Genomic DNA, 24,342 nt, shown 5'->3' on the forward strand with positions numbered 1-24,342 from the left:
TTTTTGAAATAAATATTTAAAATTCTAAATCATAATTAGAGATAGTTAAACTTATTAAAATATTTTTTTCATTAAAGTAAAAAGTAGTATAAATTTTATCTGACACTACTTTATATGTAGGTTGTTTCGTATTTTTAAATTTTATTAAACGCTTAGCATATATTTTTTCAATGGAACTTAGAGAAGATTGATGTAAGACAATTGAATTTGATAATTCCACTGAATTGATTCCTCCGTAATTGAAACTAACCAATGAAATTTTATCATTACTTCCTAATCGCCCGCCACCCTCTGATATTGCACTAATTTGAAAACCATTCGTGAAATCCCAAGTATATATGTTTCCTGAACCTTCAATGGGTTCTGCACCCGTATAAGTAGCTATAGTATTGATTGCCTCTATTTTTTGCGGTAATTTAAATCCTTTAGCAGTAAAAAATAATTCTTTAATTTTAGCCGCAGATTTGGGACCTAAAATAAGGCTTTTCTTTTTTAATTTAGTAGTTGTTATCCTATTGGTTTTATTTTGTGAAAACAGCTCTCCGCTGTTTAAAATCATTAGTAGAGTGAAAACGAATACAATTTTTTTCATTATAATTATTTTAGTATCTTACAATATATCTAATTTTTTGGCTTTAAGATTACAATTTCAAACGGTAACGTCTGTTTTAGCCTATTGTTTAATTCCATTAATTTATGGAACAAACATTTGTTTTATTTTATAAGTAAACTTTGAAAAAATAGAGGTAAAAAAATACTTGTTTTCCGTATGATTAGTAGAGAAACTAATAAGAGCTACAAGACTATGATCATTATCGGCTAATTTTAATAGCTTGATTATGATTTTTTCTTTATCTAAAGATGGTAAAAACTTTATACATTTTAAATTTTCAATTATAATCTGCTTACGAACTTCTTTATCACTTTTTAAAAGTAAGAAGTTGATATTTTCATCAGACAATAATTTTTCCAACCCTGAATATAACGCATTTTTACTTATTTTATTAATACCTCTATCATAAATGAATTTACGAATATCCTGAAACTTTTTCAAAAAAATATAAGGTGTAATAGGTTGAGAATAATAAGAAATTTTTTTTCTGTACCTTACGTCATAATTTTTACGAAATTCTTCATTGGATAAAATATGATATGCTTCGTTAATATCTATAAAAAGCTTTTCATTATCTTTATTATTTAAATTCCTATCCGGATGATATTTAAGAGCTAATCTTCTATAAGATTTTTTAATTTCCTTACGCGATGCAGTCGGATCGACTTCTAATATAGTATAAAAATCTTTCATTATTTTAGGCTACAACCAGTATTAAAAAGAACATTCGGCACAAATATAAGCTATTTAAAATACATTTACACCGATTGATAAACATTTAAACGAAAAAAGACTATTTAAAAATAGTCTTTTTTTAAGATATAAGATAGTTATAATCACTACGATTCACAGCTGCTGCAATTAACCAAATTAACCACCAGCTCTTTGGCCACACTTTGACTTCTTTGATAATAAAGAGTTTTAATACCTAATTTCCAAGCTTCTATTAATAATCGGTTTACCTCTTTTACCGGAAGTTCAGCAGGTATATTTAAATTCAAAGACTGGGATTGGTCCACATATTTTTGTCTTATAGAGGCCTGTTGAACAATTTCCAATTGGCTGATCTCTTTAAAAGTTTTGAAAACTTGTTTTTCTTCATACGATAAATCTTTTAAATGTTGTACACTTCCACCATTTAGCATAATACTTCTCCAAGTATCTTCATTATTAATATTTTTCTCTGTAAGAAGCATATCCAAATACTTATTTTTACGCATGAAATTACCTTTGGAAAGACCCGCTTTGTAGTAATTGGAACTGAACGGCTCTATCCCCGGCGAGGTTTGACCTAAGATCGCAGAAGATGAAGTGGTTGGCGCAATAGCCAATAAAGTAGAATTTCTTCTTCCATAACCTTTTAATAATTCTGGTTCTCCATAAATCCTGGCTAAATCTTCAGTTGCTTTATTGGATTTATCCTGCAGATATTTAAAAATCTCAACGGTTTTTTGTTTAGCAACCATTCCTTCAAAAGGAATCATGTTTTTCTGCAAGTAAGAATGCCATCCTAAAACTCCCAAGCCTAGTGCTCTGTGTTTTTTAGCAAATTTATTTGCGGGTGACAAGTAATAATTACCTTCTGTTTTTACAATAAATTCCTGTAAAACGGCATCCAAAAAGAATACGGCTAATTTTACTGCTTCCGTGTCTTTCCATTCATCATATAATTCCAAATTCATGGATGAAAGACAACATATAAAAGATTCTTCTTCTGTGGAAGGAAGCATGATTTCAGAACAAAGATTAGAAGCATGAATAACCATTCCTTTATCTTTGTATACTTGTGGCTTATTTTTATTAATATTATCAGTAAAGAATATATAGGGCAACCCTTTTTGTTGACGACTTTCTAAAACTTTAGCCCAAATTTTTCTTTTATCAATATCTCCGTCAATCATTTCCTGCATCCAATAATCAGGAACACATATACCGAAAAATAAATTTTGAATCGGATTTCCTATATCGCGTATGGATAAAAATTCTTCAATATCGGGATGATCAATATCCAAATAAGCTGCAAAAGCCCCCCTTCTCACTCCCCCTTGAGATATGGTATCCATGGCAGTATCAAATAATTTCATAAAACTTACCGCTCCACTACTTTTGCCATTATCCGAAACCGCTGATCCTCTTTCTCTTAAAGCTCCAAAATAACCGGAAGTACCTCCGCCAATTTTGGTCTGCATGATTACTTCTCCTAATTTATGAGTTATTCCTTCTATACTGTCAGGAATATGAACATTGAAACATGATATAGGCAATCCTCTTTCTGTTCCCATATTTGCCCATATGGGTGAGCTTAAACTCATCCAGCCCCTTTCAATCATTTCCTGAAAAGCTTCTTTTAGTTCAGGTTTGTATAATCGTTGAGCTGCAGCGGAAGTAATACGATCAATTGCACCTTCAACCGTCTCTCCCTTTAGAAGATACCCCCTATTTAATATTTGTTCACTTTCCGAATTTTTCCACCAAAGTTTTTCGCTCATAATATATATTAATCTAATCTTTTAACCATTAATTCTAATTTACCTTTTAATCCGGTTTCATTATTTACTGCCATTCTTCTTAAAAAATACCCGTTATCTTTTCCTTCTTCATCAATAAAAGGCATTTCATATATTTCAGATAAAGAAAATGTTCGAAGATATCCTGAAATTATTTCTACTAACTCCTCCCATATTTCTATATGACGATCTCTGTCTTCTAATTTGGTAGCAATTTCTCTTTCGATGGTTGCATTAAAATCAAGATATATAAAATTGGCTTTAATTAAATAAAAATCTCCCATTTAAAATAAATCGTTTTCAGTTATACTTTTATCATATTTGGTATATTCGGTAGGTCTTTTCGCAAAAAAGTCGTCCAAACTATTGGCAAATACTTCCTCTTCAAACCATGCCATAGGTTTGTATTGCTCAGGTGTAACATGATATAACCGTTCCATTCCTATTTGTTGTAAGCTTTCATCTACCCTGAATTTCATGAAGTTTAGGAGATTTTCTTTTTCAATTGAGTTTACTTCTCCCTTCTCAAATATCCAATCTAATATTTTACCTTCAATGATGATTGAATTCTTAACGGTATCTTGAATGTGCTTAATGGTATCTTCATCAAAAAAGTCGGGATATTCTTCTTTAATTTTATTAACTAAATAGATTCCCGCATTTGCATGAATTTGCTCATCTACCGAAGTCCAACCAATGATATTGCTAACATTTTTCATCAGACCTTTAAATCTTGTAAATGATAAGATTATGGCAAATTGACTGAATAAAGATACATTTTCAATAAGAATAGTAAATAAAATAAGTGATACTACGTATTTTTTTCGGTCATCGGATTTAGCATATTTTAATGCATTATCTAAGTATTCCACTCTTTCCCTGATAACGGGAATTTCCAACAACTTTTCGAATTCATTATTATATCCCAAAACCTCCAACAATCTTGAGTAAGCTTCTGAATGTCTAAATTCACATTCCGCAAAAGTACTTCCTAATCCATTGAACTCCGGCTTCGGAAAATGCTGATATATATTTCCCCAAAAACTTTTAACAGCGACCTCAATTTGGGCAATTGCTAATAAACTGTTTTTGATTGAATTTCGCTCTCTGTCTTCTAAATGCGAATGAAAATCCTGTATATCGGCGGTAAAATCTACTTCAGAGTGTACCCAATAGGCATGATTGATTGCCTCTGTAAATTGTAAAATTTCAGGGTATTCAAAAGGCTTGTAATTAATTCTTCTATCAAATATTGACATAATCCTTAATTTATTTTTCTTTTTTTATAATTTTTACTTTATTTTTAAAAGACAGAAAATTCTTTATAAGAGCCGGTCTCGTGTATAATTTTTAACATATACAAACTCTTATATTCAAATTTTATAATCTTATGATTTTTATAATTAACTTTCTTTCAATTAATTAATTCTTTTGTTTTAGGCACTTACTATGTATTTAAAATTAAAAATATTTAACATACTTGACCCTAGAGAATTTCAAAAGATATTAAGAAGTTATAAACACACAATTTTATTTTGAATTGAAAAAACAAGTTTTTTAATTCCTCGAATCAGTTCCCCATTTTAATTTTTCTCGAAGATTTTTAAAATAAGAGTAATTATTATACTTGACTATTTTTATTTTAAATGGTGCTTTTTTTATGATTATTTCATCGTCTATTCCTACCGTATTATATCGTGAATCCAGACACAAAGAATATTTTTCCGATCTACTATGAACTTTCAACCGTATTTCTACATCATCTTTTAAAATTAATGGTCTTACATTTAAATTGTGCGGACAAATTGGGGTTATAACAACAATATCGGCTTTAGGATAAATGATGGGTCCTCCACAACTTAAAGAATAGCCCGTTGAACCGGTAGGTGTGGATATAATTAAACCATCTGCCCAAAAGGTATTCAGAAATATATTATCTACATAGGCATCTATGGTTATCATTGAGGTTGTATCCTTACGCATTACTGCAGCTTCATTTATGGCATAAGGCAAGAATTTATGAAAATTACTTTTTACTTCTAATACGGAGCGTTCACTTATAGTGCAATTACCATCTAAAATATGGGGCAATTCTTTCAAAAATTCATTTTTCTGAAATGTGGCTAAAAATCCTAATCTCCCTGTATTGATTCCCACAATCGGAATATTAGATCCTTTAATATAAGCAACAGTAGACAAAATAGTTCCGTCTCCACCAAAAGTAAATAATAATTGGGTTTCTTTTGGAAGCCCTTTCTTTTTGGTGAAAGGAATAAAGCCGGGATTTATTAATCCTAACATTTCTTCTAATTCCTTCACGTAGGATTCATATACATAAATGGTTATACCTTTTTTTTCTAATTGTTGAAAAAAAGCCGAATAAAGTTCATAATCTTCTTTGTGAACTACTTTTCCATATACACCTACTATCATTGAATTATAATTAATTTATACTTCCATAAATTTTTGCAATTGATCAAATCTCTCTTTTAAAAGTTCTTGCTTGGAATCTTCAAAGTATTTGTTGGAAATTTGATATCCAAATCTCTCGAAAGTATCTCCAATGGAACTTATATTTTCTGCACTAATCTTAAGTACTATTTGAGTTGAGTCTTCATCGGTATTGACTAATAACATCCCTAATATTCTTCCATTATTGCTTTCTACTATATTTGCTATTTCACTGGTAGAATATTTTTTTATAGGAGTCGTAATGATCATATAAACTCCATATTCGGTAGTAAATTGAAAGGAGGCTAATTCATCAATAACTGTTTCTTCTAATACTACTCCTAAAAATTTTTCTTGGTAGGATAAGATTGGGATTATATTAGTTTCATTTTCGCTAAAAACGCGTAAGGAATCAAAAAGTATAGCACTATCAAGTAGATAGAACTGTTCTAAATCTAAAAGATGATCTTTTAATGATTCTGATTTATCTAAATCTCTAATGATATTTAAACCTATATTTCCTTTTACTCTTCCTTTACTTATAACAGGATAATGGCTAACTCCCAGATCAATCATCAATTGCTCTGCTCTTGCAACGCTGTCATTTTCATAAAGAGTTAATACATCATTTGAAATATAATTGGTAATTATCATTATGCTAAGATATAATAAGATTTTTGAGTAACCAAAATTTTAAAATTTTGTTCTTCTCTTTTTAGTTATTTTTTTAAGCACCTCTGTATAAGATAGTTTAATTAGATTTTTTATAAAAACATCCGTTAAATTCCCATTCATAAAAACTGTATTCCAATACTTTTTATTCATGTGATATCCGGGTTGTATTTCCGAGTAATTTTCTCTTAATTCCAACGAATAATCTGCTTCACATTTTAAAATTATCTTAAAATCCGGATCATATAGATTCGTTAATGCAAACATCTTACCCTTTACTTTAAAAACTAAAGTTTTTTCATCAAAAGGAAAACATTCTTCCACATCTGAAAATTGTAAACAATACTCTCTAAATTCTTCGATATTCATAGATAGATTGATTAGCTTAAATTTTATAAATTTTAAATTTAAGATAAAAAATTAGAATTTAAGATTTCATATTAGTACTTTTGAATGAAATGCTATAAATTAGTTATCATATGAAAAAAATATTTTTTATAGTTTATTATATTTTGATTAGTATATCTCTTTATTCACAAAAAACATTTTTAATTAAACATTTTGATTCTGATTTTTATGCAAAACAGTGGGCCGGCTTTTATTTATATGATCCTGTGCAAAAAAAGGAAATTTTTAATTATAATGGTAATAAGTATTTTATTCCGGCATCCAATGTAAAAATTTTTACCTTATATACCGGATTGAAATTAATTTCTGATTCTATACCTTCCCTAAAATATGTTTCCAAAAATGACACGCTTTATATTTGTGGAACAGGAGATCCAACTCTATTGGAACCCTATTTTAAACAAAATAAAGTAATTGAATTTTTAAAAAATCGAAAAGAAACTATAGCTTTATTTACAAAAAATTTTGATGATACTATTTACGGCCCCGGTTGGTCTTGGGAAGATTATAAAGAATATTTTTCACCCGAACGCACTTCTTTTCCTATGTACGGAAATTTAGTAACTATTTCTTCACCAACTCAAGTATATCCCTCTTATTTTATAAATGATGTACTATTGGACCATAAAGAAATTGTAAGAGATTTAAGAAAAAATAAGTTTCATTACTCCGATAATAAAAAAATGGAGATACCCTTTATTACTTCCGATTCGTTAACTAAAATACTTTTAGAAAGAGAACTAAATAAATCCGTTTATTTAACCGAAAAATTTCCCAAAGAAAAACCTTCCTATTTATATAGCATACCCGGCGACAGTTTATACAGGAGAATGATGGTTGTAAGTGATAACTTTTTAGCAGAACAAATTCTACTGATGGGAAGTCTTTCCATTTCAGATAAATTAAACAGCTCCTCTGCAATAAATCTTATGTTATCTTCTTACTTAAAAGATTTGCCACAAAAACCCAGATGGGTTGATGGATCCGGACTTTCCAGATATAATAATTTTACTCCTAAGGATATGGTTTATGTTTTAACTAAGCTCTATGAAGAAATTCCGTATAAAAGATTAATTTCTTTATTTCCGGCAGGAGGAGTTAGTGGAACTTTAAAAAATTATTATAAAGGGAATCCGCCGTATATATTTGCAAAAACAGGAGGAATGAAAGGAGTATCAAACCTGAGCGGATATTTAGAAACCAATTCGGGAAAAGTATTGATATTTAGCTTTATGAATAACAATTTCCAAGGTTCATCCGGGGAAATAAAGGAGAAGATGCAAAAAGTATTGGAATATGTGAGAGATTATTATTAATCAATGTTTCACAGCACATGTGGATATTTGCGTAGGTATATTTCTGCTAAATTCAATTCCAAATCCAAGTTCTCCGTAATCATTCCTCCCCCATCCCCATAAGCTCCCATCTTCTTGGATGCCTATACTATGCTCAAAACCGGCGGAAACTGTTTTCCATTGGGAATGATCCAATAATACGGGGAGATTTTTATTAACTTGAGTTCCGTCTCCTACTTGTCCGCTATTATTCTTTCCCCATCCCCAAAGTGAACCGTCTTCTTGAATACCTAAGGAATGGTATTCTCCTGCAGCAACCATTTTCCATTTAGAATGACCGATACGTACAGGAAAATCCTTATCCCGATTGGATTTATCTCCTAATTGGCCAAATTCATTGTATCCCCAAGCCCAAAGGCTCCCATCTGCTTGAATTCCTAAAGTATAATCGAATCCGGACGCAATGCATTTCCATTTACTGTAACCAATTCGAACAGGAATAGTCGAATATCTAAATTGATCAGTCCCTAATTGCCCGTCTTCATTATTACCCCACCCCCACAATGTCCCGTCTTCCTGTATTCCCATACTATAATTAAAACCGGCCGTTATAGACTTCCATCTTGCATTTCCTATTTTAATCGGTCTATTTTTATCATCGGTAGTGCCATCTCCTAACTGACCTTCTTCATTGCTTCCCCATGCCCATAAAGTACCATTTTCTTTGATAGCTAATGAGTGATATTCTCCGGCGGAAACACTTTTCCAATTGGAATGATCAATTTGAACCGGATAAATTTTGGTATAGTTAGTACCTTGACCTAACTGACCATTATCATTCAATCCCCAGCCCCATAAAGAACCATCTGACTTTATACCTAATGAATGATTGTAACCGGAATACACCAATTTCCATTTTTTGGAAAGATCCACTTCGGTTGGGAGGGACTTATTTTGGTCGGAGCCATCTCCTAATTGTCGTTTATCATTTTTTCCCCAGCCCCATAAAGATCCATTATAATGTATACCCAAACTGTAATAATTTTTTACAGATATATACTTCCAGCATGCATTAATTTGTGCATTGATTTTACTTACAGATAAACACGATATTGCCAATAATAAACAGTTAATTTTCATACAACGTTAGTTTTTCTATTTACTATAATTTTATAGTATATATAAAATATACTTAATAAGTAATTTGATTAACTTATTAAGATTAATTTATAATATAAACAAAAGTTGTATGAGTTTTATTATAGATTATACAATTTTTTATAAATTATTTTGTAAATTAACATTAAAATGAGCTTCTAAATCAATTTCACCACCTAATAATGCTGCAGAAGTGGCTTCAGGATCTTTCTTTGCCGGTTGATGCAGTAAATAAATATACACCGTTGAAAAAGCTTGATCTTCTACGGTCCACACTGTATGATGTCCTAACTTTCTGCCTAATGTATCAATATTATCATGATCAGCATAGGTAATGCTTAACCCTTTAGAATCAACCTTCTGATAAAATACAAAATGATCATCGGCATCTTCAATAAAAATTTCATCGGTCACATCGTGTAAATGATTTTCATGTTGTGAATAAAATTTTATTTCAACATTATACGTTCCTGTGGGTAAGCTAATATCCGTAATCGGTATTTCGTTGCTTCCTTCCGGTACTTCGTAAACATATTCTCGAATTAAATTTGGGTCTGAACTATTTCTAAATTGCAATATCACCTTTGACATTTCATCGTGATCGTGTTCCGGTAGGGAATTTAAAATGTCATCTCTGTCATGGGAAGAACAAGAAAAAATAGTAACTAAAAGTAAGGTTAACGGTAACCAAAAAATTAAATTTTTAATTTTCATATATGTATTGTATATTTTTAAAAGTTAAATTGTATTTTTAATAAAAAGCTTCTTCCGCTTTCGTCCGTATAATAACGCAACCGATTCATATAATCTCTGTATGCAGTGTCAAAAATATTTTTTACACCTAATGAAATATTCATCGTATGTATGGTTGTGATATCGAATGAAAAACCGGTAATAAAATCAAATAGCTGATAAGCAGCAGGAGGAGAACTAATATCTAATGTTTCCGAAACCAGTGCTCCATTTTTCACTATGTCAATTTCAAAATTATAATTAGGAAAGTGCGTTTGCTTAAACACCGAAGTGGAAGTAAGTTTTGCAAAATAATTTCTCCATTTTTTATTTTTATATTCTATTGAATTGATCCATTGCAAAGGAGGCATGGAAATTAAGGACGTTTTATTTTTTATATCTTTTCCTCTCAAATAAGAAAAATTAGTAGAAAATTTCAATGGTCCCAATATTTGATAATCAGCCATTACATCGATACCGTAAATTTTAGCATTGGTTTGTTTATATTGCCAAACCGGAAATGCTCCTCTAATAGTATATTCTGCACTTACAGGAATAGAGTTTATAAAGTCATTTATATAATTATAATAAGCCGTTAATTCAAAAGTTAGCTTATTATCCAATCCAAACCCTTTATAGGTCGTCATGAACTTATTAGACTTCTCATTTTTTAAGTCTAAGTCTCCCAATTCAATAGCTGCGGCTGAATGATGCAATCCGTCGCTAAATAATTCACTTGGGTTGGGTGCTCGACTGCTTAATGAATAATTGAATGTAATTTCATCAAACTTTCCCAACTTTAATTTTAAGCCTAAAGTAGATGCAAAACCGTTATAGGTAAGAATCGGATTTACCAAATAATTAAGACCGGTATCTTTAAGTATTTTTTTTGAATATTTTTTATCGTAACCCAAAGATACCCATCGGCTTTTTTTATAAAATTTTAAAGCATCTATTTTTTGATGATCAAATCGTATTCCTCCTTCGATTAGTAATTTTTTACTTATGGTAAAATATTCAATCCAATAGAAGGAATAATTATTTTTTTCATAAAAGGGGATTAATGGACTTACGCCGGTACCAGCATTTGGAAAATTTTCTTGATAAGAATAGCCGCTTCCTAATTTTGTTTTAAGTTTAGTATGGACAATCGATTCATAATCTAAATTGAGAGTATGTGTAGTTAAATCCAAATTGAGAGATGCCTTGTCGGCAAGTTCGCTTCTTCTGATATCATATTCTTTCCGATTATTAAATTGATATCCGTACACTAAACTTAATTTACCAAAATTAAAATTATAATGAGTATTGAATTTAAATAAATTATGCTGAATTTTCTGTTTGGGCGCATCTATTTTCATCGTAAAATCATCAATAACTAAGGGTTGTTTATTATTGATGGCATTTAAAAGATTTTCCAGGTTACCTACATGCGCTGCTTTTAAAATACCAGTGTCTGAACCGAAATAACTATAGAATAATTCTATGCCGTAATTTCTTTGATTTTTACCTACTTGAATTGAAAAATCATTTTCTTTAAGCCCCGTATTAGACATAATATAATTAGGCGCTGATAGATCTCCGGATCTTTTATAAGTACCTTGTAAGCGCATAGCCCATCCTTTTTTCCATCCTTTTTCAATTTGGGCTGTTGTATTTCCTCCTTTGCCATTGGAAACATAGGAAGTTATAAGATTCCCCGTAAGAGTATCTTTTGTATATAATTTTTTTGGTTCAACCAATACGATTCCCCCGGTAGCATCGCCCGCATATTGTAAAGCTCCCGCTCCTTTAATGATTGAAATGGAATTGGCAACATTAAGGTCAATATCCGGAGCATGTTCAACACCCCATTGTTGATCTTCCTGCCTTATGGCATGATTAAATATGGGCACACGACTGCTATGCAATCCATGAATAATAGGTTTAGCTATATTATTTCCCGTTTTTAATATACTCACTCCCGCAATCGAAGCTAATGCACTAGCTAAGTTAGTATCCGAAAATTCATTAATTTGATTTTTGGTTAATTTATTTTCTGTTGAAGTTTTAGTTTTTCCTAAAGATTTTCCAACAGTTACTATTTGTTGTAATTCTTTTTCTTTACGTTCTAATGAAATATCTTGATTTAAATTATTCTTTACTGTTATTTCTAATGTTTGAGAACTATAGTTAGGATGTGAAATGATAAGTCGATACACTCCTTGACAAACATTGGAAATAGTATATTCTCCGGATAAATCAGTTATTGTTATGGATTCTTTTCCATTAGTTGCTATGAGCTGAATAGAACCGTTTTTTATTCCACGAGTGGAATGTAAATCGGTAAGTTTTCCTTTAATATGCAAGGTACATTGAGCATACGATTTTATATTCAATAAAATAAAAAATGTAAAAAAAACGTATATTGTCTTTTTCATAAAATAATTATTATAAGGTATGACTTAATTGAAAAAAGTTATATCCTTTAAAAAGATATAAATACGAATCTTTTTTTTTTAATTTTTATTAAAAAATCCGCATCATATTATTATTTTTATGAAAATTTAGGAGGTGGCCTGTTGAAATAATTAGATTTATTTATATTTTTATAAAATATAAAGGTATAAATATCTTCAGGGTGATTAATTATTTCAGAGTGATGATGAAGTATAAATGTTGGGTCTTCCGCTACATCAAATAATTGATATTTTCCTAAATGAAAAATAGTATGACATTGTTGGCAATGATCATGACTAATTTTGTTTACTTTATGTTGTTCTAAGTGAATATATTCCTGTATAGAAAATATCTTAAATACGAATACTATCGAAAATAAAAGATAGATAATTCGTATTTTATTGAAATGAAGAAATTTCACTTTAGATTGTATAAATTATTTGGAAGCAAATTTAAATAAAAAAAATCTTTCATGAAGTTGAAAGATTTTTTATTTTATTATTTTTTGCTAACTACTGCTAATTTTTCTTTTTCTGCAATTTGTTTTTTTTCAAGTTCTTTGCCCAATTCAATAATGTAGTCATGCAAACTATCTTTTATTTGTGGATGGACTAAACCATATTGAATATTAGTTTTCATAAAACCGAATTTATCTCCTACATCATAACGCGTACCGCAAAAATTACGAGCAAAGACTCTTTGAATTTTATTTAGTGTATCAATTGCGTCTGTTAATTGAATTTCACCACCAGCTCCGGGAGCTTGATTTTCCAAAATACTAAATATCTCAGGTGTCAATAAATATCTACCGATAATTGCCAGATCACTGGGAGCATCTTCCGGCTTGGGTTTCTCTACAAAGTTGAGCACATTATACAACCCTTTTTCAATTTCTCTTTCAGGAGCGATAATTCCATATTTTGAAGTTTCCTCATGGGGAACTTTCATTACTGCAATGGTAGAAGCATAGGTTTTTTCAAAATCCATAATTAATTGCTTTGTTAATGGTATTTTATCTTCCATTATATCATCTCCTAACATTACCACAAAAGGCTCATTACCTACAAATGCTTTTGCTTGTAATACAGCATGTCCTAATCCTCTAGGATGAGACTGTCTAATAAAATGTAAATTTATATCAGTCGTTTCTTCAACGAGTTTTAATAATTCCGTTTTATGCTTTTCTCTAAGATTAGCTTCTAATTCAGGATTGGAATCAAAATGATCTTCTATAGGTCGTTTTCCTTTGCCGGTTACAATTAAGATATCTTCAATACCGGAGTTTATAGCCTCTTCTACTATAAATTGGATAGTAGGTTTATCTACAATAGGAAGCATTTCTTTAGCCAATGCTTTTGTAGCTGGTAAAAACCTGGTACCTAAACCAGCAGCCGGAATAACGGCCTTTTTTACTTTTTTCATAATTTTATAAATAACGGTTAAAAATAGCTAGTTCAATAAAATATATAAATGATTTATTTATGTTTGTTAATTCATATTTTATTTTATACAAATATAGAAAAAATGAACTTCAATTTCTTTCAATGAACAATATTAAATTAATTATTTAAATAAAAAAACATTTTAAAAATTTAATTTTCTCGACGATAAAAATGATACAGAAAATCCTATAAATAATACAGTAATCAATACAATAAGATAGTTAGTAAGATCGAATTTAACCGGAAATGGCATAAAAGGATTTGCCATTACTAGTCCGAAATTAGATTGTAACCAGGTCAAAAAGGTTCCTAGTACTATACCTATAACAACTCCAAACATGGTTATGATAATACCAATGGTAAAAAATAATTTTTTTAATCCTGAAATGCTATATCCCAGAGCAATAAGCGATTTGGATTGATATTTCTTATCCAATATAATAATAATAATAGCCCCCGCTAAATTAAATGAGGCAATTATAATTACTAAAATAAATATCAAATAAATAAACAATTGCTCCACTTTCATCATTTTTAAAAAAGAAGCATCTTGCTCTTGTCTATTTTGAATGATATAGTTCTTTCCCAGTTCGTCTTTTAATTGCTTTTGCAACGATTTTACATTATTCTTAACTTTTAATTCAATTGAAAAAGCACTATTAGGTGGTAAATTCAAAAGATTGCGTGATAACTGTATGGGTACAAAAATATAATTTTCATATTGATCATTTAAAGCAAATACACCCGTCATATGCACCGTTGCTTTTTTAAATGCATCATCCGTATTAGATATCAATTTTTTTCCCGGCTTAGGCATATATAATGAAGCGTAATATTCTTTATCAATAGGAACACCCAGTCGATAAGCTAAAGCATTACCAAAAGCCGCTTCATTATCAGAAGATGTGTTAGGAAATTTACCCGCTTGAAAACAAGTATCGATTTTAACAACTTTCAAAAAATTTTCATCCACCCCTTTAAGATATGCTATTTCATCCTTTTCATAAAACAAGACATAAACTTTCTCTTCTATGACTTTCGTAAATGCTTTAACTTCTGAATGAGAAGAAAGAATTTTTTCAACCCGTTCAATATCAGGCAAGGTTTTACCTGTTGCAGGTAAAATTCTTATATCCGGATTTACATCACTAAAAAGTTTAATATTAAAACTTTCTAATCCACTAAACACCGAAAGGATAACAAACATAGCACAGGTAGCAATCGCTATGGCTGTTAAAGAAGTATACATAATGATACTTACAGCTTGAGTGCTCTTTTTGGATATAAAATACCTGAAGGCTATGTACCAGGATAGATTTTTCACAAATTACAAAATAGGATTTTCATCTTTGCCTTTTAAAGCTTTCTCTATCTTTTCAACTGTATCTAAAGTTACATCAAGATAAAATATCAATTCGGGAACTTGCCTTACCTGTTTAGCAATTCTATTACCTAAAATTTTTCTAATTTTTGGATTAAGAATTTGTATTTCCTTCATTAAGGCCTCTCTGTACTCTTGCGGATAAATACTTAAATAGACTTTAGCCACTCCTAAATCTGAAGACACTTTTACTTCGGTAACAGATATTAGTATTTTAGAATTCATCTCCGCTGATTGTTTCCTAAAAATTTCAGCTAACTCTTTTTGTAATAATTGATTTATTTTCTTTTGTCTATTGCTTTCCATAACTATTTTACAAATTTAGATAATTTTAAGTACTGCAAAAATTTTAATTTTATAATCTTATTTCTATTTAAATTTTCATATTATTTTATCATCACTACATTATATCTATAATTTATATTAATTTGTAATTATTAATTTTTATTTTATACGTATCAATTTTTTATAATATACTATATGGATTTTAGTAATTAATTACCAAAATAAATAAAGTTCTATTAATCTAACCGGTAAATTATAATTTATCCGAAAAATTTGAAACATTCAACAAATAAAAATTTCAGACGGATAAACTGTTTTTAACTAATATCTTAACAAATCGAAGATTTAATTATAAAATAGTATTATTTTTGCTTATATATAAAATAATGTATAATTAATAGATAATAAATAAATTAAAAATGAATTTGTACCAAGTAAATCATCAATCAATTTCCAATGAAATAATCAATCCCACAGCTATTGAAAAATTGCTAAATAAATTACTTGATTTGGTTTATGATCTGGGAATAAAAATTGTTACCTGCTTAGTGGTTTATTACCTGGGAAGGTTTTTAATAAAATGGATTGAAAAATTATTTCATAAATTTTTAGAAAGGAGAAAAATTGATCCTTCTGTCAAGTCATTTCTGGGAAGTTTATGTAGTATTACATTAACCATTTTGTTGGTTATGTCCATAATTGGAATTTTAGGAATTCAAACCACCTCCTTTGCTGCATTAATTGCTTCTGCCGGTTTGGCTATTGGTATGGCAATGAAAGATAATCTTGGAAATTTTGCCGGAGGAGTCATGATTCTTTTTAACAAACCTATAAAAATTGGAGATCACATCTTAGCTCAAAATCAAGAAGGAGTAGTGCAATCCATTGGTATATTATATACAGTTTTAACTACCGGTGATAATAAAACCATATATATCCCTAACGGACCATTATCCACAGGATCCATACTTAATTTTTCAACGCAACCACAAAGAAGAATAGATATAACCATAGGGGTCGATTACGGAACTTCACTTCAAGATGTCAAAGACATTCTTAATGAAATTATCAGATCTAATACCTCCATATTAAATTCTCCTGAACCTTTCATTGGATTATTAAAATTAAATGACAGTTCTATTGACTTTGTGATAAGGGTTTGGGTTGAATCATCCAACTATTGGCCTGTCTATTTCTTTCTCAATGAAAACATTTATGAGAAATTTACACATGCCAAAATTAATATACCATTCCCTCAGCTTACCGTGCATATGGCTAATGATAATTAATAGCTAAAACTAGCTTTTTAAAAATCTAGCTTCCCTTTAAACTAACTTAATTATTTTGAAAAATTTTACGAATGTCTTTAAAAATTTAAGTTAAAAATTTATTTATATTGTTAAAATAACTATATATTTGCACCGTCAAATATTTAGGTCAAATACATTTTGGCCCAGTATTTGATATTGTAAAACACGATTAATAAGCACACTTATTATATGGAAACTTATAAATTTAACAAACAATAATTTGCATTTTAGTAAGTATACATATTATATTTGCACTTTCAATTTTTGTTAACGAAAAAATATGCAAACTAATTATAAGGGATTTCTCCTAAATATCACCGATAGCGACAAAACAGGATTTCTGCTTTGGAAAGTAAATAATCTTTGGCAAAGAGAATTTAAAAAAAACTTTGAACACTTAGATTTGACACATAGCCAATTAGTATTGCTTTTATCTATTTTATGGGGGGAAACTAACCAAACTGAAGTAACTCAAAAAAGTCTTTCAGATAAAGCGGGTATTGATCCCATGACTACTTCTACCGTTTTACGAACTTTACAAAAAAAAGGCTTGATCAAAAGAAAATTTAATAAAAAAGATTCGAGAACTAAACTAATTTCATTAACAGAAGATGGAAAATCAATTATTAAAGATGCAACTAAGATTATAAAAAAATTCAATACATCATTTTTTAGTTCATTAAAAGATCAACAAAACCAATTTCAACAAAATTTGGTAACTCTTTTAGATGACGATATCTATACTGATGAAATTAAACAAACTTGTTGTAAAGAATACGAATATAATAATATCAATAATTTAGAAAAATCATAAATATGAAACTCAGAAAAATACAAATTATAGCTTTGCTATTCACTGCTGCAACATCCACATTGTATGTGTCTTGTGGCGGTGATAAGAAAAATGCAGCAGGTATGGCTGCTATGGGCGGGCAAGCAAATCAAGTGCTACCCTATCCGGTAAAAGTAGTTAGTTCACAAACTGCTGTTTTGGAAACAGATTATCCGGCAACCATAAAAGGGGAAGAAGACATTGAAATTCGACCAATGGTTGAAGGATTCATAAAAACAATTAATGTTGACGAAGGTTCTGTAGTTAAAAAAGGACAAGTTTTATTTACATTGGATGCTCCACAATACAAACAAAATGTATTGAATGCAGAAGCTGCCATTAAAACAGCAAAAGCCCAAGTTGACAATGCAGTTATGGATGTAACTAAAATTACCCCTTTGGTTGAAAAAGGTATTGTAAGTAAATATCAATTAGAATCCGCGCAATATGCTTTACAGACTAAACGTGCCGCTTTAAATCAAGCACAAACTGCTTTAGCTATTGCGAATACCAATTTATCTTATACCGTTCTTACCAGTCCGGTTAATGGAATTGTAGGTTCCATACCTTTTCGTTTAGGTAGTTTAGTTAATAGTACCACTACCTTAACCACTGTGGCGAATACTTCCAATGTATATGTATATTTTTCTTTAAATGAAAAGCAATTATTGGATTTCCTTAAAAATACACCGGGAGCAACTCAAGCAGAAAAAATTAAAAAATCCGAACCGGTTACTTTAATTTTAGCTGACGGTACCGAATACAATGAAAAAGGTAAAATTGAAACTATCAACGGTATTGTAAACACTTCTACAGGTTCTGCAAATTTCAGATCTAGTTTTCCTAATCCGCAAGGTATTTTAAGAAGCGGTTCAACCGGATCCATACGAATCAGTACAACTGTTGAAAATGCTTTGGTTATCCCGCAAAAAGCAACTTTTGAAATTCAAGGTCAAACCTTTGTTTTCGTAGTTCAAAAAGATAATAAAGTGAAACAAGTAACCATCAAAGTTACTCCAACGCCGGATGGACAATCCTTTATTGTAAATTCAGGATTAAACGAAAACGATAAAATAGTTGTTAATGGAATTCAGAATTTAAAAGAGGGAATGGAGATCAAACCTCAACTTTAATTTTTTTATCGTAAAAAGAAGTATTATAACTTTAAATAATAAAAAAGAAATAAAACAATGCTTAAAACATTCATAGAAAGACCCGTTCTTTCCACAGTTATATCCATTATAATTGTGATTCTGGGTATTTTAGGGGTAGTTTCTCTACCGGTTGCCCAATATCCCGAAATTGCTCCGCCGACGGTACAGGTAACTACTAACTATCCGGGAGCAAATGCTGACGTGGTTATGAAAAGTGTTATTATTCCATTGGAAGAACAAATCAATGGAGTTGAAAACATGACTTATATAACATCGAGTGCAACTAATGACGGTAGTGCTACCATTACTGTTTATTTTAAACAAGATGCGAACCCGGATATTGCTGCCGTTAACGTTCAAAACTTGGCAGCTCGTGCCAACAGTTTACTTCCATCGGAAGTAACCAAAAACGGGGTGATTGTACAAAAAACACAAAGTAGTAATATCTTGTTTATCGGTTTAGTTAGTAAAAGTAAAAACTACGATCAAAAATTTTTACAAAACTATGCCAACATTAACATATTACCTCAGATAAAAAGAATCTCCGGAGTGGGTGATGCTCAAGCGAGAGGTGCTAATACCTATTCCATGCGTATATGGTTGAAACCTGACGTAATGGCAACGTACGGTATTACTCCTGCTGACGTAAATGCTTTATTAGCAGAGCAAAACTTAGAAGCAGCTCCCGGTGCATTAGGTGAAAATAGTGCACAAACATTTACCTATACGTTAAAATACACCGGTCGTTTAGTAAGTACTGAACAATTCGGTGATATGGTTTTAAAATCTCTTCCAAATGGAGATGTTTTACGATTAAAAGATATAGCAAGAGTGGAAGTTGGTTCTGAAAACTATCAAATTACTTCTACCATCGATGGAAATCCATCTGTAATTATCAGTATTGCGCAAACTGCAGGTTCTAATGCACAACAAATTATCAACGAAGTTGAAAAAGTTTTAGATAATGCAAAAAGTTCTTATCCTCCGGGAGTAGAAACTGTATATATGATGAATGCGAACGATTTCCTTAATGCTTCCATTGAAAAAGTTATTCATACCTTATTTGAAGCATTCGTATTAGTATTTATCGTTGTTTTGGTATTCTTACAAGATTTACGATCTACTTTGATTCCTGCCATTTCAGTTATCGTGGCTATCGTAGGTACATTCTTCTTCTTGTTAATATTTGGATTTACCATTAATATTTTAACCTTATTCGCATTAATTTTGGCAATTGGTATCGTGGTGGATGACGCGATTGTGGTCGTCGAGGCCGTCCATGCTAAATTGGAAGACGGAATGAAAGATGCCAAAAAAGCTTCTTTACATGCGATGGACGAAATAGCGGGAGCAATTGTAGCCATTACATTAGTAATGTCTGCGGTGTTTATTCCGGTTAGTTTTATTGGTGGAACTTCAGGAGTTTTCTATAAACAATTCGGGTTAACCTTAGCGGTTTCTATTGTACTTTCTGCGATTAATGCGCTTACGTTGAGTCCTGCATTATGTGCATTATTATTAAAACCTCATGATGACAAAAAACAAAATTCTGTTGTTAAAAAATTAAAAGACGGATTCAACGGAGCTTTTGAAAGTTTAACCAACAGATATAAAAAAGTTTTAATTTGGACCTCTAAAGCTAAATGGTCTGCATTTGCAATTATTATAGTTTTCTGCGGAATTTTATATTTTCTAATGAAAACAACTCCTACCGACTTTGTACCTCAAGAAGATAGTGGATTTATCATCGGGGATATAAGTCTTCCTCCGGCTTCAACACTTGAGCAATCAACAGCTATTGCTAAACAAGTATTTGAAGTTGCGAAAGGAATTGAAGGAGTATCCAATGTTGCTCAAATTAACGGTATGAGCTTTATTAGTGGTGCGGGAGGAAACTACTCCGTAATATTAGTAAAATTAAAACCGTGGAAAGAGCGTCCTAAAATCCAAATAAACGATGTAGTAAAACAACTGTTCATTAGAACAGCAGGAATACAAGGTGGTAAGATTATCTTCTTCGGAACTCCTACCCTTCAAGGTTTCGGTATCAGTAACGGATTTGAATTCCAAATTCAAGATAAAACCGGAGGTGATATCCGTAAATTCTCTGAAATCAGCGGTAAGTTCTTAGGAGCGTTAAATCAACGTCCTGAAATCATGTATGCAACTACTTCATTCAACCCGAACTATCCTCAATACCAAATTAATGTAAATGTTGCTAAAGTTAAACAAGCCGGTTTAGCCGTAACAGACATTTTAGGTGCCTTACAAGGATACATTGGTGGTGTATATGCTTCTAATTACAATGAATTCGGTAAACAATATAAGGTTATGATCCAGGCAGATCCTAAATACAGAAAAAATGTGGAAGATCTTAATGGAATGTATGTAAGGACCAATAGTGGTGAAATGGCACCAATTGCCGGATTTATTACCTTGACTAGAGTGTACGGTCCGCAATCTCTACAAAGATTTAACCTTTACCAATCCATACCTGTAAATGGACAACCCAATGCAGGATATAGTGCCGGTGATGCGGTTAGAGCTATTGAAGAAGTTGCTAAACAAACGCTTCCTCAAGGATATTCTTTCGAATATTCAGGAATGACCAGAGAGCAAGTGAACAACAGTGGTTCACAAACTGTTTATATATTCTTATTGTGTTTGATTTTCGTATATTTCTTATTATCAGCTTTATATGAAAGCTACATTTTACCTTTAGCTATTATCATTTCTTTACCTATAGGTTTAGCAGGAGCTTTCTTATTCGCTAAATTATTCGGAATTACAAACAATATTTATTTACAGATCAGTTTAATTATGCTTATCGGTTTATTAGCGAAAAACTCTATTTTGATCGTAGAGTATGCCGTTCAACGAAGAGAGCATGGAATGAGTATCATCGATGCTGCCGTTGAAGGTGCCGTTGCCCGTTTAAGACCTATATTAATGACCTCCTTTGCATTTATTTTCGGATTATTCCCGTTAATGGTAGCAACCGGTGCAGGAGCTGTTGGTAACCGTTCGATCGGTACAGCTGCTATTGGTGGTATGTTAATTGGTACTGTAATTGGATTAGTAGTTACTCCTATGCTGTTTGCTGTATTCCAATCTTTACAGGAAAAGACAACGCATAAACCTTCCGTGGTTTTAAGAGAACAAAACGATAACGATGATGATGATGATGAATAAGTATAACAAAATAAAAGAATTAAGAATGAAAATTCGACCAATTCAATATACAACCTTATTATTAGTTTCAGTAGTACTTAGTTCATGTATTACCGCTAAATATGAGAAACCTCAGATAACCGATAATCAATTGTACAGGGATATGCCTGTTAAAGATAGTACTACTATTGCAGATATTCCTTGGAGTGATTACTTCAAAGATCCTAATTTGCAAAGCTTGATTAATGAAGGTATTCAAAACAGTTATGATTTAAAAATTGCTGTTACGAGAATAAAACAAACAGAAGCTGCGCTTCGTTCTGCCAAACTAGGTTATTTGCCTAGTTTGTCTGCAGACGCTTCTTACTCTAACAGTAAATTAAATACTGTTCAAGGAAACGGAGTTAAAACTCATTCAGAAGTTTTCCAATTGGGAGCATCTGCAAGCTGGGAGCTTGACATTTGGGGAAAAATTTCCAGTGCCAAAAGATCTGCTCTGGCTTCTTATCTTCAAAGTGATGCGTATAGACGTTTAGTTCAAACTTCTTTAGTGGCAAATATTGCAAATAATTATTATTCTCTAATTGCTCAAGATGAACAATTAAAAATAACGCTAAACACCATTAAATTATTAGAAGATAATGTGAAAACTATGGAAGATCTAAAAGAAGCTAACATTGTTACCGGTGCAGCTGTTGAACAAAGCAGAGCTTTATTATACTCTACTCAAGTGAGTGTTCCTGATTTGGAAAATAATATCAAAGCTTTGGAAAACAACATCTGTTATTTATTGGGTAGAACTCCCGGACCTATACAAAGATCTTCAATGGCACAACAAACAGTTCCTAGTCAATTTGACTATGGAGTGCCTGCTCAATTATTGTCAAAAAGACCTGATGTAATGATGTATGAACTTGCATATCGTGCTGCATTTGAAGATACCAATGTTGCGAAAGCATCCTTATATCCATCTTTAACAATTACCGGTAACGCCGGGTATTCTACCTTAAAGAATTTAGATAATTTCTTTGACCACTCCAGTCTTTTTGCAAGTGTGGTAGGAGGTTTAACACAACCTATTTTTAATCAAGGAAAATTAAGAAGCCAACTGAGAATAAGACAAGCTCAACAAGAAGAAGCCTTGCTTAATTTCAAAAATTCGGTTTTAAATTCAAGTGTTGAAGTTTCTAATGCTTTATTTGCTTATGAAAAAGCTAAAAGTAAAGACTACGACAGAAGTTTACAGATAAATTCTTTAGTTAAATCTGTTGATTATACTAAACAATTATTAATATACAGCGATGCTAATTATACAGAAGTTTTAAATGCTGAAAGAGACTTATTAAATGCAAGATTAAGTCAAGTAAATGATAAACTTCAACAATTACAAGCTTCAATTAACCTTTACAAAGCTTTAGGTGGAGGTGTTAACTAAATCAAAGATGTAATGTATTAAAAAAGTCGGATTTTATAAAAATCCGACTTTTTTATTTTATGCTGTAAATTACCGGTATGCTAAAATGTGAACACACGTATTATTTTAACTCTTGCATTAACTTTAAATAATGTGAGTATCTTTTTTCTGATATTCTTCCTTCCTTGACTGCTTCAATAACGGCACATTGCGGTTCATTGATATGTAAGCAATTATAATACTTGCAATAAACCTTTTCGCGTAAAATTTCGGGAAAATAATCTTGTAATTCTTCTTTATGAATGTCTACTAATTCAAATTCTTTAATTCCGGGTATGTCAATTATTGCCCCCCCAAAATCCCACTCATACATTTGCGCAAATGTGGTGGTGTGTTTTCCTTTTTCATTATAATTTGATATAGTCGCTACTTTTAAATTTAAATTTTCTTGTAAAGCATTGATGGTAGAAGATTTTCCACTTCCTGAATGTCCTATAAATACAGAAGTTTTATCTTTTATTTTATTTTTCAACTCTTCTATATGAAGATTCGTTAAAGCAGAAATTCGTAAGGTTGAATATCCAATATTTTGATATATTTTTTCAATCTCTTGCAATTCTTCTAACTCCGTTTCGGATAACAAATCGATTTTATTAAACACAATCAAAACAGGAATCTGATAGGCTTCACAAGTAATTAAACATCGATTTAAAAAACCTAAAGAGGTTTGAGGATGTTTTAGGGTAAAAACTATACAAGCCAAATCTATATTGGATGCTATAATGTGTGTTTCTTTAGATAAATTAACCGATTTGCGAATAATATAATTTTTTCGAGGATAAATTTTCGTTATCCAAGCAATATCATGATCTTCTAATTCGTATTGTATGCGATCTCCTACAGCTAACGGATTGGTATTTCTAATTTTATCTTTTTTAAATTTCCCGCGAATTCGAGCATCATAAACTTTTCCCGTTGTTATGTCTTTTACCAAATACCAACTTCCTGTAGATTTTAATACGATTGCTTCATTCATAACTCAAAAATATAAAAAAATGCATCCTAGATTGATGCATTT

At 30.9% G+C, this 24,342-nt stretch carries 21 protein-coding genes; 6 read left to right on the forward strand and 15 right to left on the reverse strand.

Features of this window, described 5'->3' with window-relative positions; genetic code table 11:
* Positions 1-16: 16 nt before the first annotated feature.
* The 8 genes from GFV01_RS05175 to GFV01_RS05210 form a co-directional block, all read right to left on the reverse strand.
* Positions 17-592 carry a hypothetical protein gene (locus GFV01_RS05175; protein WP_160565368.1) on the reverse strand — a complete coding sequence of 192 codons (576 nt, stop codon included), beginning with the start codon at positions 590-592 and terminating at the stop codon, positions 17-19.
* Between the two features lie 102 nt (positions 593-694).
* A complete protein-coding gene (locus tag GFV01_RS05180) occupies positions 695-1,306 on the reverse strand; it encodes a J domain-containing protein (RefSeq protein WP_160565370.1) in 612 nt (203 codons plus the stop codon).
* A gap of 146 nt (positions 1,307-1,452) precedes the next feature.
* Positions 1,453-3,102, reverse strand: a complete 1,650-nt coding sequence (locus GFV01_RS05185; RefSeq protein ID WP_105297435.1) for a ribonucleoside-diphosphate reductase subunit alpha — start codon at positions 3,100-3,102, stop codon at positions 1,453-1,455.
* 8 nt (positions 3,103-3,110) lie between these two features.
* Positions 3,111-3,404, reverse strand: a complete 294-nt coding sequence (locus GFV01_RS05190) for a hypothetical protein (RefSeq protein WP_160556529.1) — start codon at positions 3,402-3,404, stop codon at positions 3,111-3,113.
* Positions 3,405-4,379, reverse strand: a complete 975-nt coding sequence (locus GFV01_RS05195) for a ribonucleotide-diphosphate reductase subunit beta (RefSeq protein ID WP_160542246.1) — start codon at positions 4,377-4,379, stop codon at positions 3,405-3,407.
* A 298-nt stretch (positions 4,380-4,677) separates the two neighbouring features.
* Positions 4,678-5,553 carry an NAD kinase gene (locus GFV01_RS05200; RefSeq protein ID WP_160565372.1) on the reverse strand — a complete coding sequence of 292 codons (876 nt, stop codon included), beginning with the start codon at positions 5,551-5,553 and terminating at the stop codon, positions 4,678-4,680.
* 15 nt (positions 5,554-5,568) lie between these two features.
* On the reverse strand, positions 5,569-6,225 hold the full coding sequence (locus GFV01_RS05205; protein ID WP_160542248.1) for a CBS domain-containing protein: 657 nt from the start codon (positions 6,223-6,225) through the stop codon (positions 5,569-5,571).
* A 39-nt stretch (positions 6,226-6,264) separates the two neighbouring features.
* A complete protein-coding gene (locus GFV01_RS05210) occupies positions 6,265-6,612 on the reverse strand; it encodes an MmcQ/YjbR family DNA-binding protein (protein WP_160565374.1) in 348 nt (115 codons plus the stop codon).
* Positions 6,613-6,722: 110 nt separating this feature from the next.
* On the opposite strand from GFV01_RS05210, the gene GFV01_RS05215 reads away from it, so the two are divergent.
* A complete protein-coding gene (locus GFV01_RS05215) occupies positions 6,723-7,967 on the forward strand; it encodes a D-alanyl-D-alanine carboxypeptidase (RefSeq protein ID WP_160565376.1) in 1,245 nt (414 codons plus the stop codon).
* On the opposite strand, the gene GFV01_RS05220 is transcribed toward GFV01_RS05215, so the two are convergent.
* The 6 genes from GFV01_RS05220 to rbfA form a co-directional block, all read right to left on the reverse strand.
* Complete coding sequence (locus GFV01_RS05220) at positions 7,968-9,086, reverse strand: hypothetical protein (protein WP_160565378.1); 1,119 nt, start codon at positions 9,084-9,086, stop codon at positions 7,968-7,970. It abuts the gene before it with no gap.
* A gap of 138 nt (positions 9,087-9,224) precedes the next feature.
* Positions 9,225-9,818, reverse strand: a complete 594-nt coding sequence (locus tag GFV01_RS05225) for a hypothetical protein (RefSeq protein ID WP_160565380.1) — start codon at positions 9,816-9,818, stop codon at positions 9,225-9,227.
* Positions 9,819-9,835: 17 nt separating this feature from the next.
* Positions 9,836-12,256: a TonB-dependent receptor domain-containing protein gene (locus GFV01_RS05230; RefSeq protein ID WP_160565382.1), complete on the reverse strand. Its 2,421-nt coding sequence runs from the start codon at positions 12,254-12,256 to the stop codon at positions 9,836-9,838.
* Positions 12,257-12,773: 517 nt separating this feature from the next.
* On the reverse strand, positions 12,774-13,697 hold the full coding sequence (gene galU / locus GFV01_RS05235) for a UTP--glucose-1-phosphate uridylyltransferase GalU (RefSeq protein WP_160565384.1): 924 nt from the start codon (positions 13,695-13,697) through the stop codon (positions 12,774-12,776).
* 162 nt (positions 13,698-13,859) lie between these two features.
* A complete protein-coding gene (locus GFV01_RS05240) occupies positions 13,860-15,041 on the reverse strand; it encodes an ABC transporter permease (RefSeq protein WP_160565386.1) in 1,182 nt (393 codons plus the stop codon).
* A 3-nt stretch (positions 15,042-15,044) separates the two neighbouring features.
* On the reverse strand, positions 15,045-15,404 hold the full coding sequence (rbfA, locus tag GFV01_RS05245; RefSeq protein WP_160542256.1) for a 30S ribosome-binding factor RbfA: 360 nt from the start codon (positions 15,402-15,404) through the stop codon (positions 15,045-15,047).
* A 398-nt stretch (positions 15,405-15,802) separates the two neighbouring features.
* On the opposite strand from rbfA, the gene GFV01_RS05250 reads away from it, so the two are divergent.
* The 5 genes from GFV01_RS05250 (at position 15,803) to GFV01_RS05270 (ending at position 23,285) form a co-directional block, all read left to right on the forward strand.
* Positions 15,803-16,672 carry a mechanosensitive ion channel family protein gene (locus GFV01_RS05250; RefSeq protein WP_160565388.1) on the forward strand — a complete coding sequence of 290 codons (870 nt, stop codon included), beginning with the start codon at positions 15,803-15,805 and terminating at the stop codon, positions 16,670-16,672.
* Positions 16,673-16,973: 301 nt separating this feature from the next.
* Positions 16,974-17,507, forward strand: coding sequence for a MarR family winged helix-turn-helix transcriptional regulator (locus tag GFV01_RS05255; protein WP_160565390.1), 534 nt, complete (start codon positions 16,974-16,976; stop codon positions 17,505-17,507).
* A 2-nt stretch (positions 17,508-17,509) separates the two neighbouring features.
* Entirely contained in the window at positions 17,510-18,658 is a 1,149-nt protein-coding gene (locus tag GFV01_RS05260; protein ID WP_160565392.1) for an efflux RND transporter periplasmic adaptor subunit, read from the forward strand.
* Between the two features lie 57 nt (positions 18,659-18,715).
* Positions 18,716-21,871, forward strand: a complete 3,156-nt coding sequence (locus tag GFV01_RS05265) for an efflux RND transporter permease subunit (protein WP_160565394.1) — start codon at positions 18,716-18,718, stop codon at positions 21,869-21,871.
* Positions 21,872-21,896: 25 nt separating this feature from the next.
* Positions 21,897-23,285, forward strand: a complete 1,389-nt coding sequence (locus tag GFV01_RS05270) for an efflux transporter outer membrane subunit (protein ID WP_160542401.1) — start codon at positions 21,897-21,899, stop codon at positions 23,283-23,285.
* A 100-nt stretch (positions 23,286-23,385) separates the two neighbouring features.
* On the opposite strand, the gene rsgA is transcribed toward GFV01_RS05270, so the two are convergent.
* Positions 23,386-24,300 (reverse strand): ribosome small subunit-dependent GTPase A, encoded by a 915-nt coding sequence (gene rsgA, locus GFV01_RS05275; RefSeq protein WP_160565395.1) that lies wholly within the window; start codon positions 24,298-24,300, stop codon positions 23,386-23,388.
* Positions 24,301-24,342 lie beyond the last annotated feature (42 nt).

Origin of the sequence: Apibacter sp. B2912 (genome assembly GCF_009827835.1) — a bacterium.
Lineage (GTDB): Bacteria > Bacteroidota > Bacteroidia > Flavobacteriales > Weeksellaceae > Apibacter.

Bases quoted from the DNA above. Each gene is read 5' to 3' on its own strand.
- GFV01_RS05175 (WP_160565368.1), bottom strand. From the start codon at position 592: ATGAAAAAAATTGTATTCGTTTTCACTCTACTAATGATTTTAAACAGC.
- GFV01_RS05180 (WP_160565370.1), bottom strand. From the start codon at position 1,306: ATGAAAGATTTTTATACTATATTAGAAGTCGATCCGACTGCATCGCGT.
- GFV01_RS05185 (WP_105297435.1), bottom strand. From the start codon at position 3,102: ATGAGCGAAAAACTTTGGTGGAAAAATTCGGAAAGTGAACAAATATTA.
- GFV01_RS05190 (WP_160556529.1), bottom strand. From the start codon at position 3,404: ATGGGAGATTTTTATTTAATTAAAGCCAATTTTATATATCTTGATTTT.
- GFV01_RS05195 (WP_160542246.1), bottom strand. From the start codon at position 4,379: ATGTCAATATTTGATAGAAGAATTAATTACAAGCCTTTTGAATACCCT.
- GFV01_RS05200 (WP_160565372.1), bottom strand. From the start codon at position 5,553: ATGATAGTAGGTGTATATGGAAAAGTAGTTCACAAAGAAGATTATGAA.
- GFV01_RS05205 (WP_160542248.1), bottom strand. From the start codon at position 6,225: ATGATAATTACCAATTATATTTCAAATGATGTATTAACTCTTTATGAA.
- GFV01_RS05210 (WP_160565374.1), bottom strand. From the start codon at position 6,612: ATGAATATCGAAGAATTTAGAGAGTATTGTTTACAATTTTCAGATGTG.
- GFV01_RS05215 (WP_160565376.1), top strand. From the start codon at position 6,723: ATGAAAAAAATATTTTTTATAGTTTATTATATTTTGATTAGTATATCT.
- GFV01_RS05220 (WP_160565378.1), bottom strand. From the start codon at position 9,086: ATGAAAATTAACTGTTTATTATTGGCAATATCGTGTTTATCTGTAAGT.
- GFV01_RS05225 (WP_160565380.1), bottom strand. From the start codon at position 9,818: ATGAAAATTAAAAATTTAATTTTTTGGTTACCGTTAACCTTACTTTTA.
- GFV01_RS05230 (WP_160565382.1), bottom strand. From the start codon at position 12,256: ATGAAAAAGACAATATACGTTTTTTTTACATTTTTTATTTTATTGAAT.
- galU (WP_160565384.1), bottom strand. From the start codon at position 13,697: ATGAAAAAAGTAAAAAAGGCCGTTATTCCGGCTGCTGGTTTAGGTACC.
- rbfA (WP_160542256.1), bottom strand. From the start codon at position 15,404: ATGGAAAGCAATAGACAAAAGAAAATAAATCAATTATTACAAAAAGAG.
- GFV01_RS05250 (WP_160565388.1), top strand. From the start codon at position 15,803: ATGAATTTGTACCAAGTAAATCATCAATCAATTTCCAATGAAATAATC.
- GFV01_RS05255 (WP_160565390.1), top strand. From the start codon at position 16,974: ATGCAAACTAATTATAAGGGATTTCTCCTAAATATCACCGATAGCGAC.
- GFV01_RS05260 (WP_160565392.1), top strand. From the start codon at position 17,510: ATGAAACTCAGAAAAATACAAATTATAGCTTTGCTATTCACTGCTGCA.
- GFV01_RS05265 (WP_160565394.1), top strand. From the start codon at position 18,716: ATGCTTAAAACATTCATAGAAAGACCCGTTCTTTCCACAGTTATATCC.
- GFV01_RS05270 (WP_160542401.1), top strand. From the start codon at position 21,897: ATGAAAATTCGACCAATTCAATATACAACCTTATTATTAGTTTCAGTA.
- rsgA (WP_160565395.1), bottom strand. From the start codon at position 24,300: ATGAATGAAGCAATCGTATTAAAATCTACAGGAAGTTGGTATTTGGTA.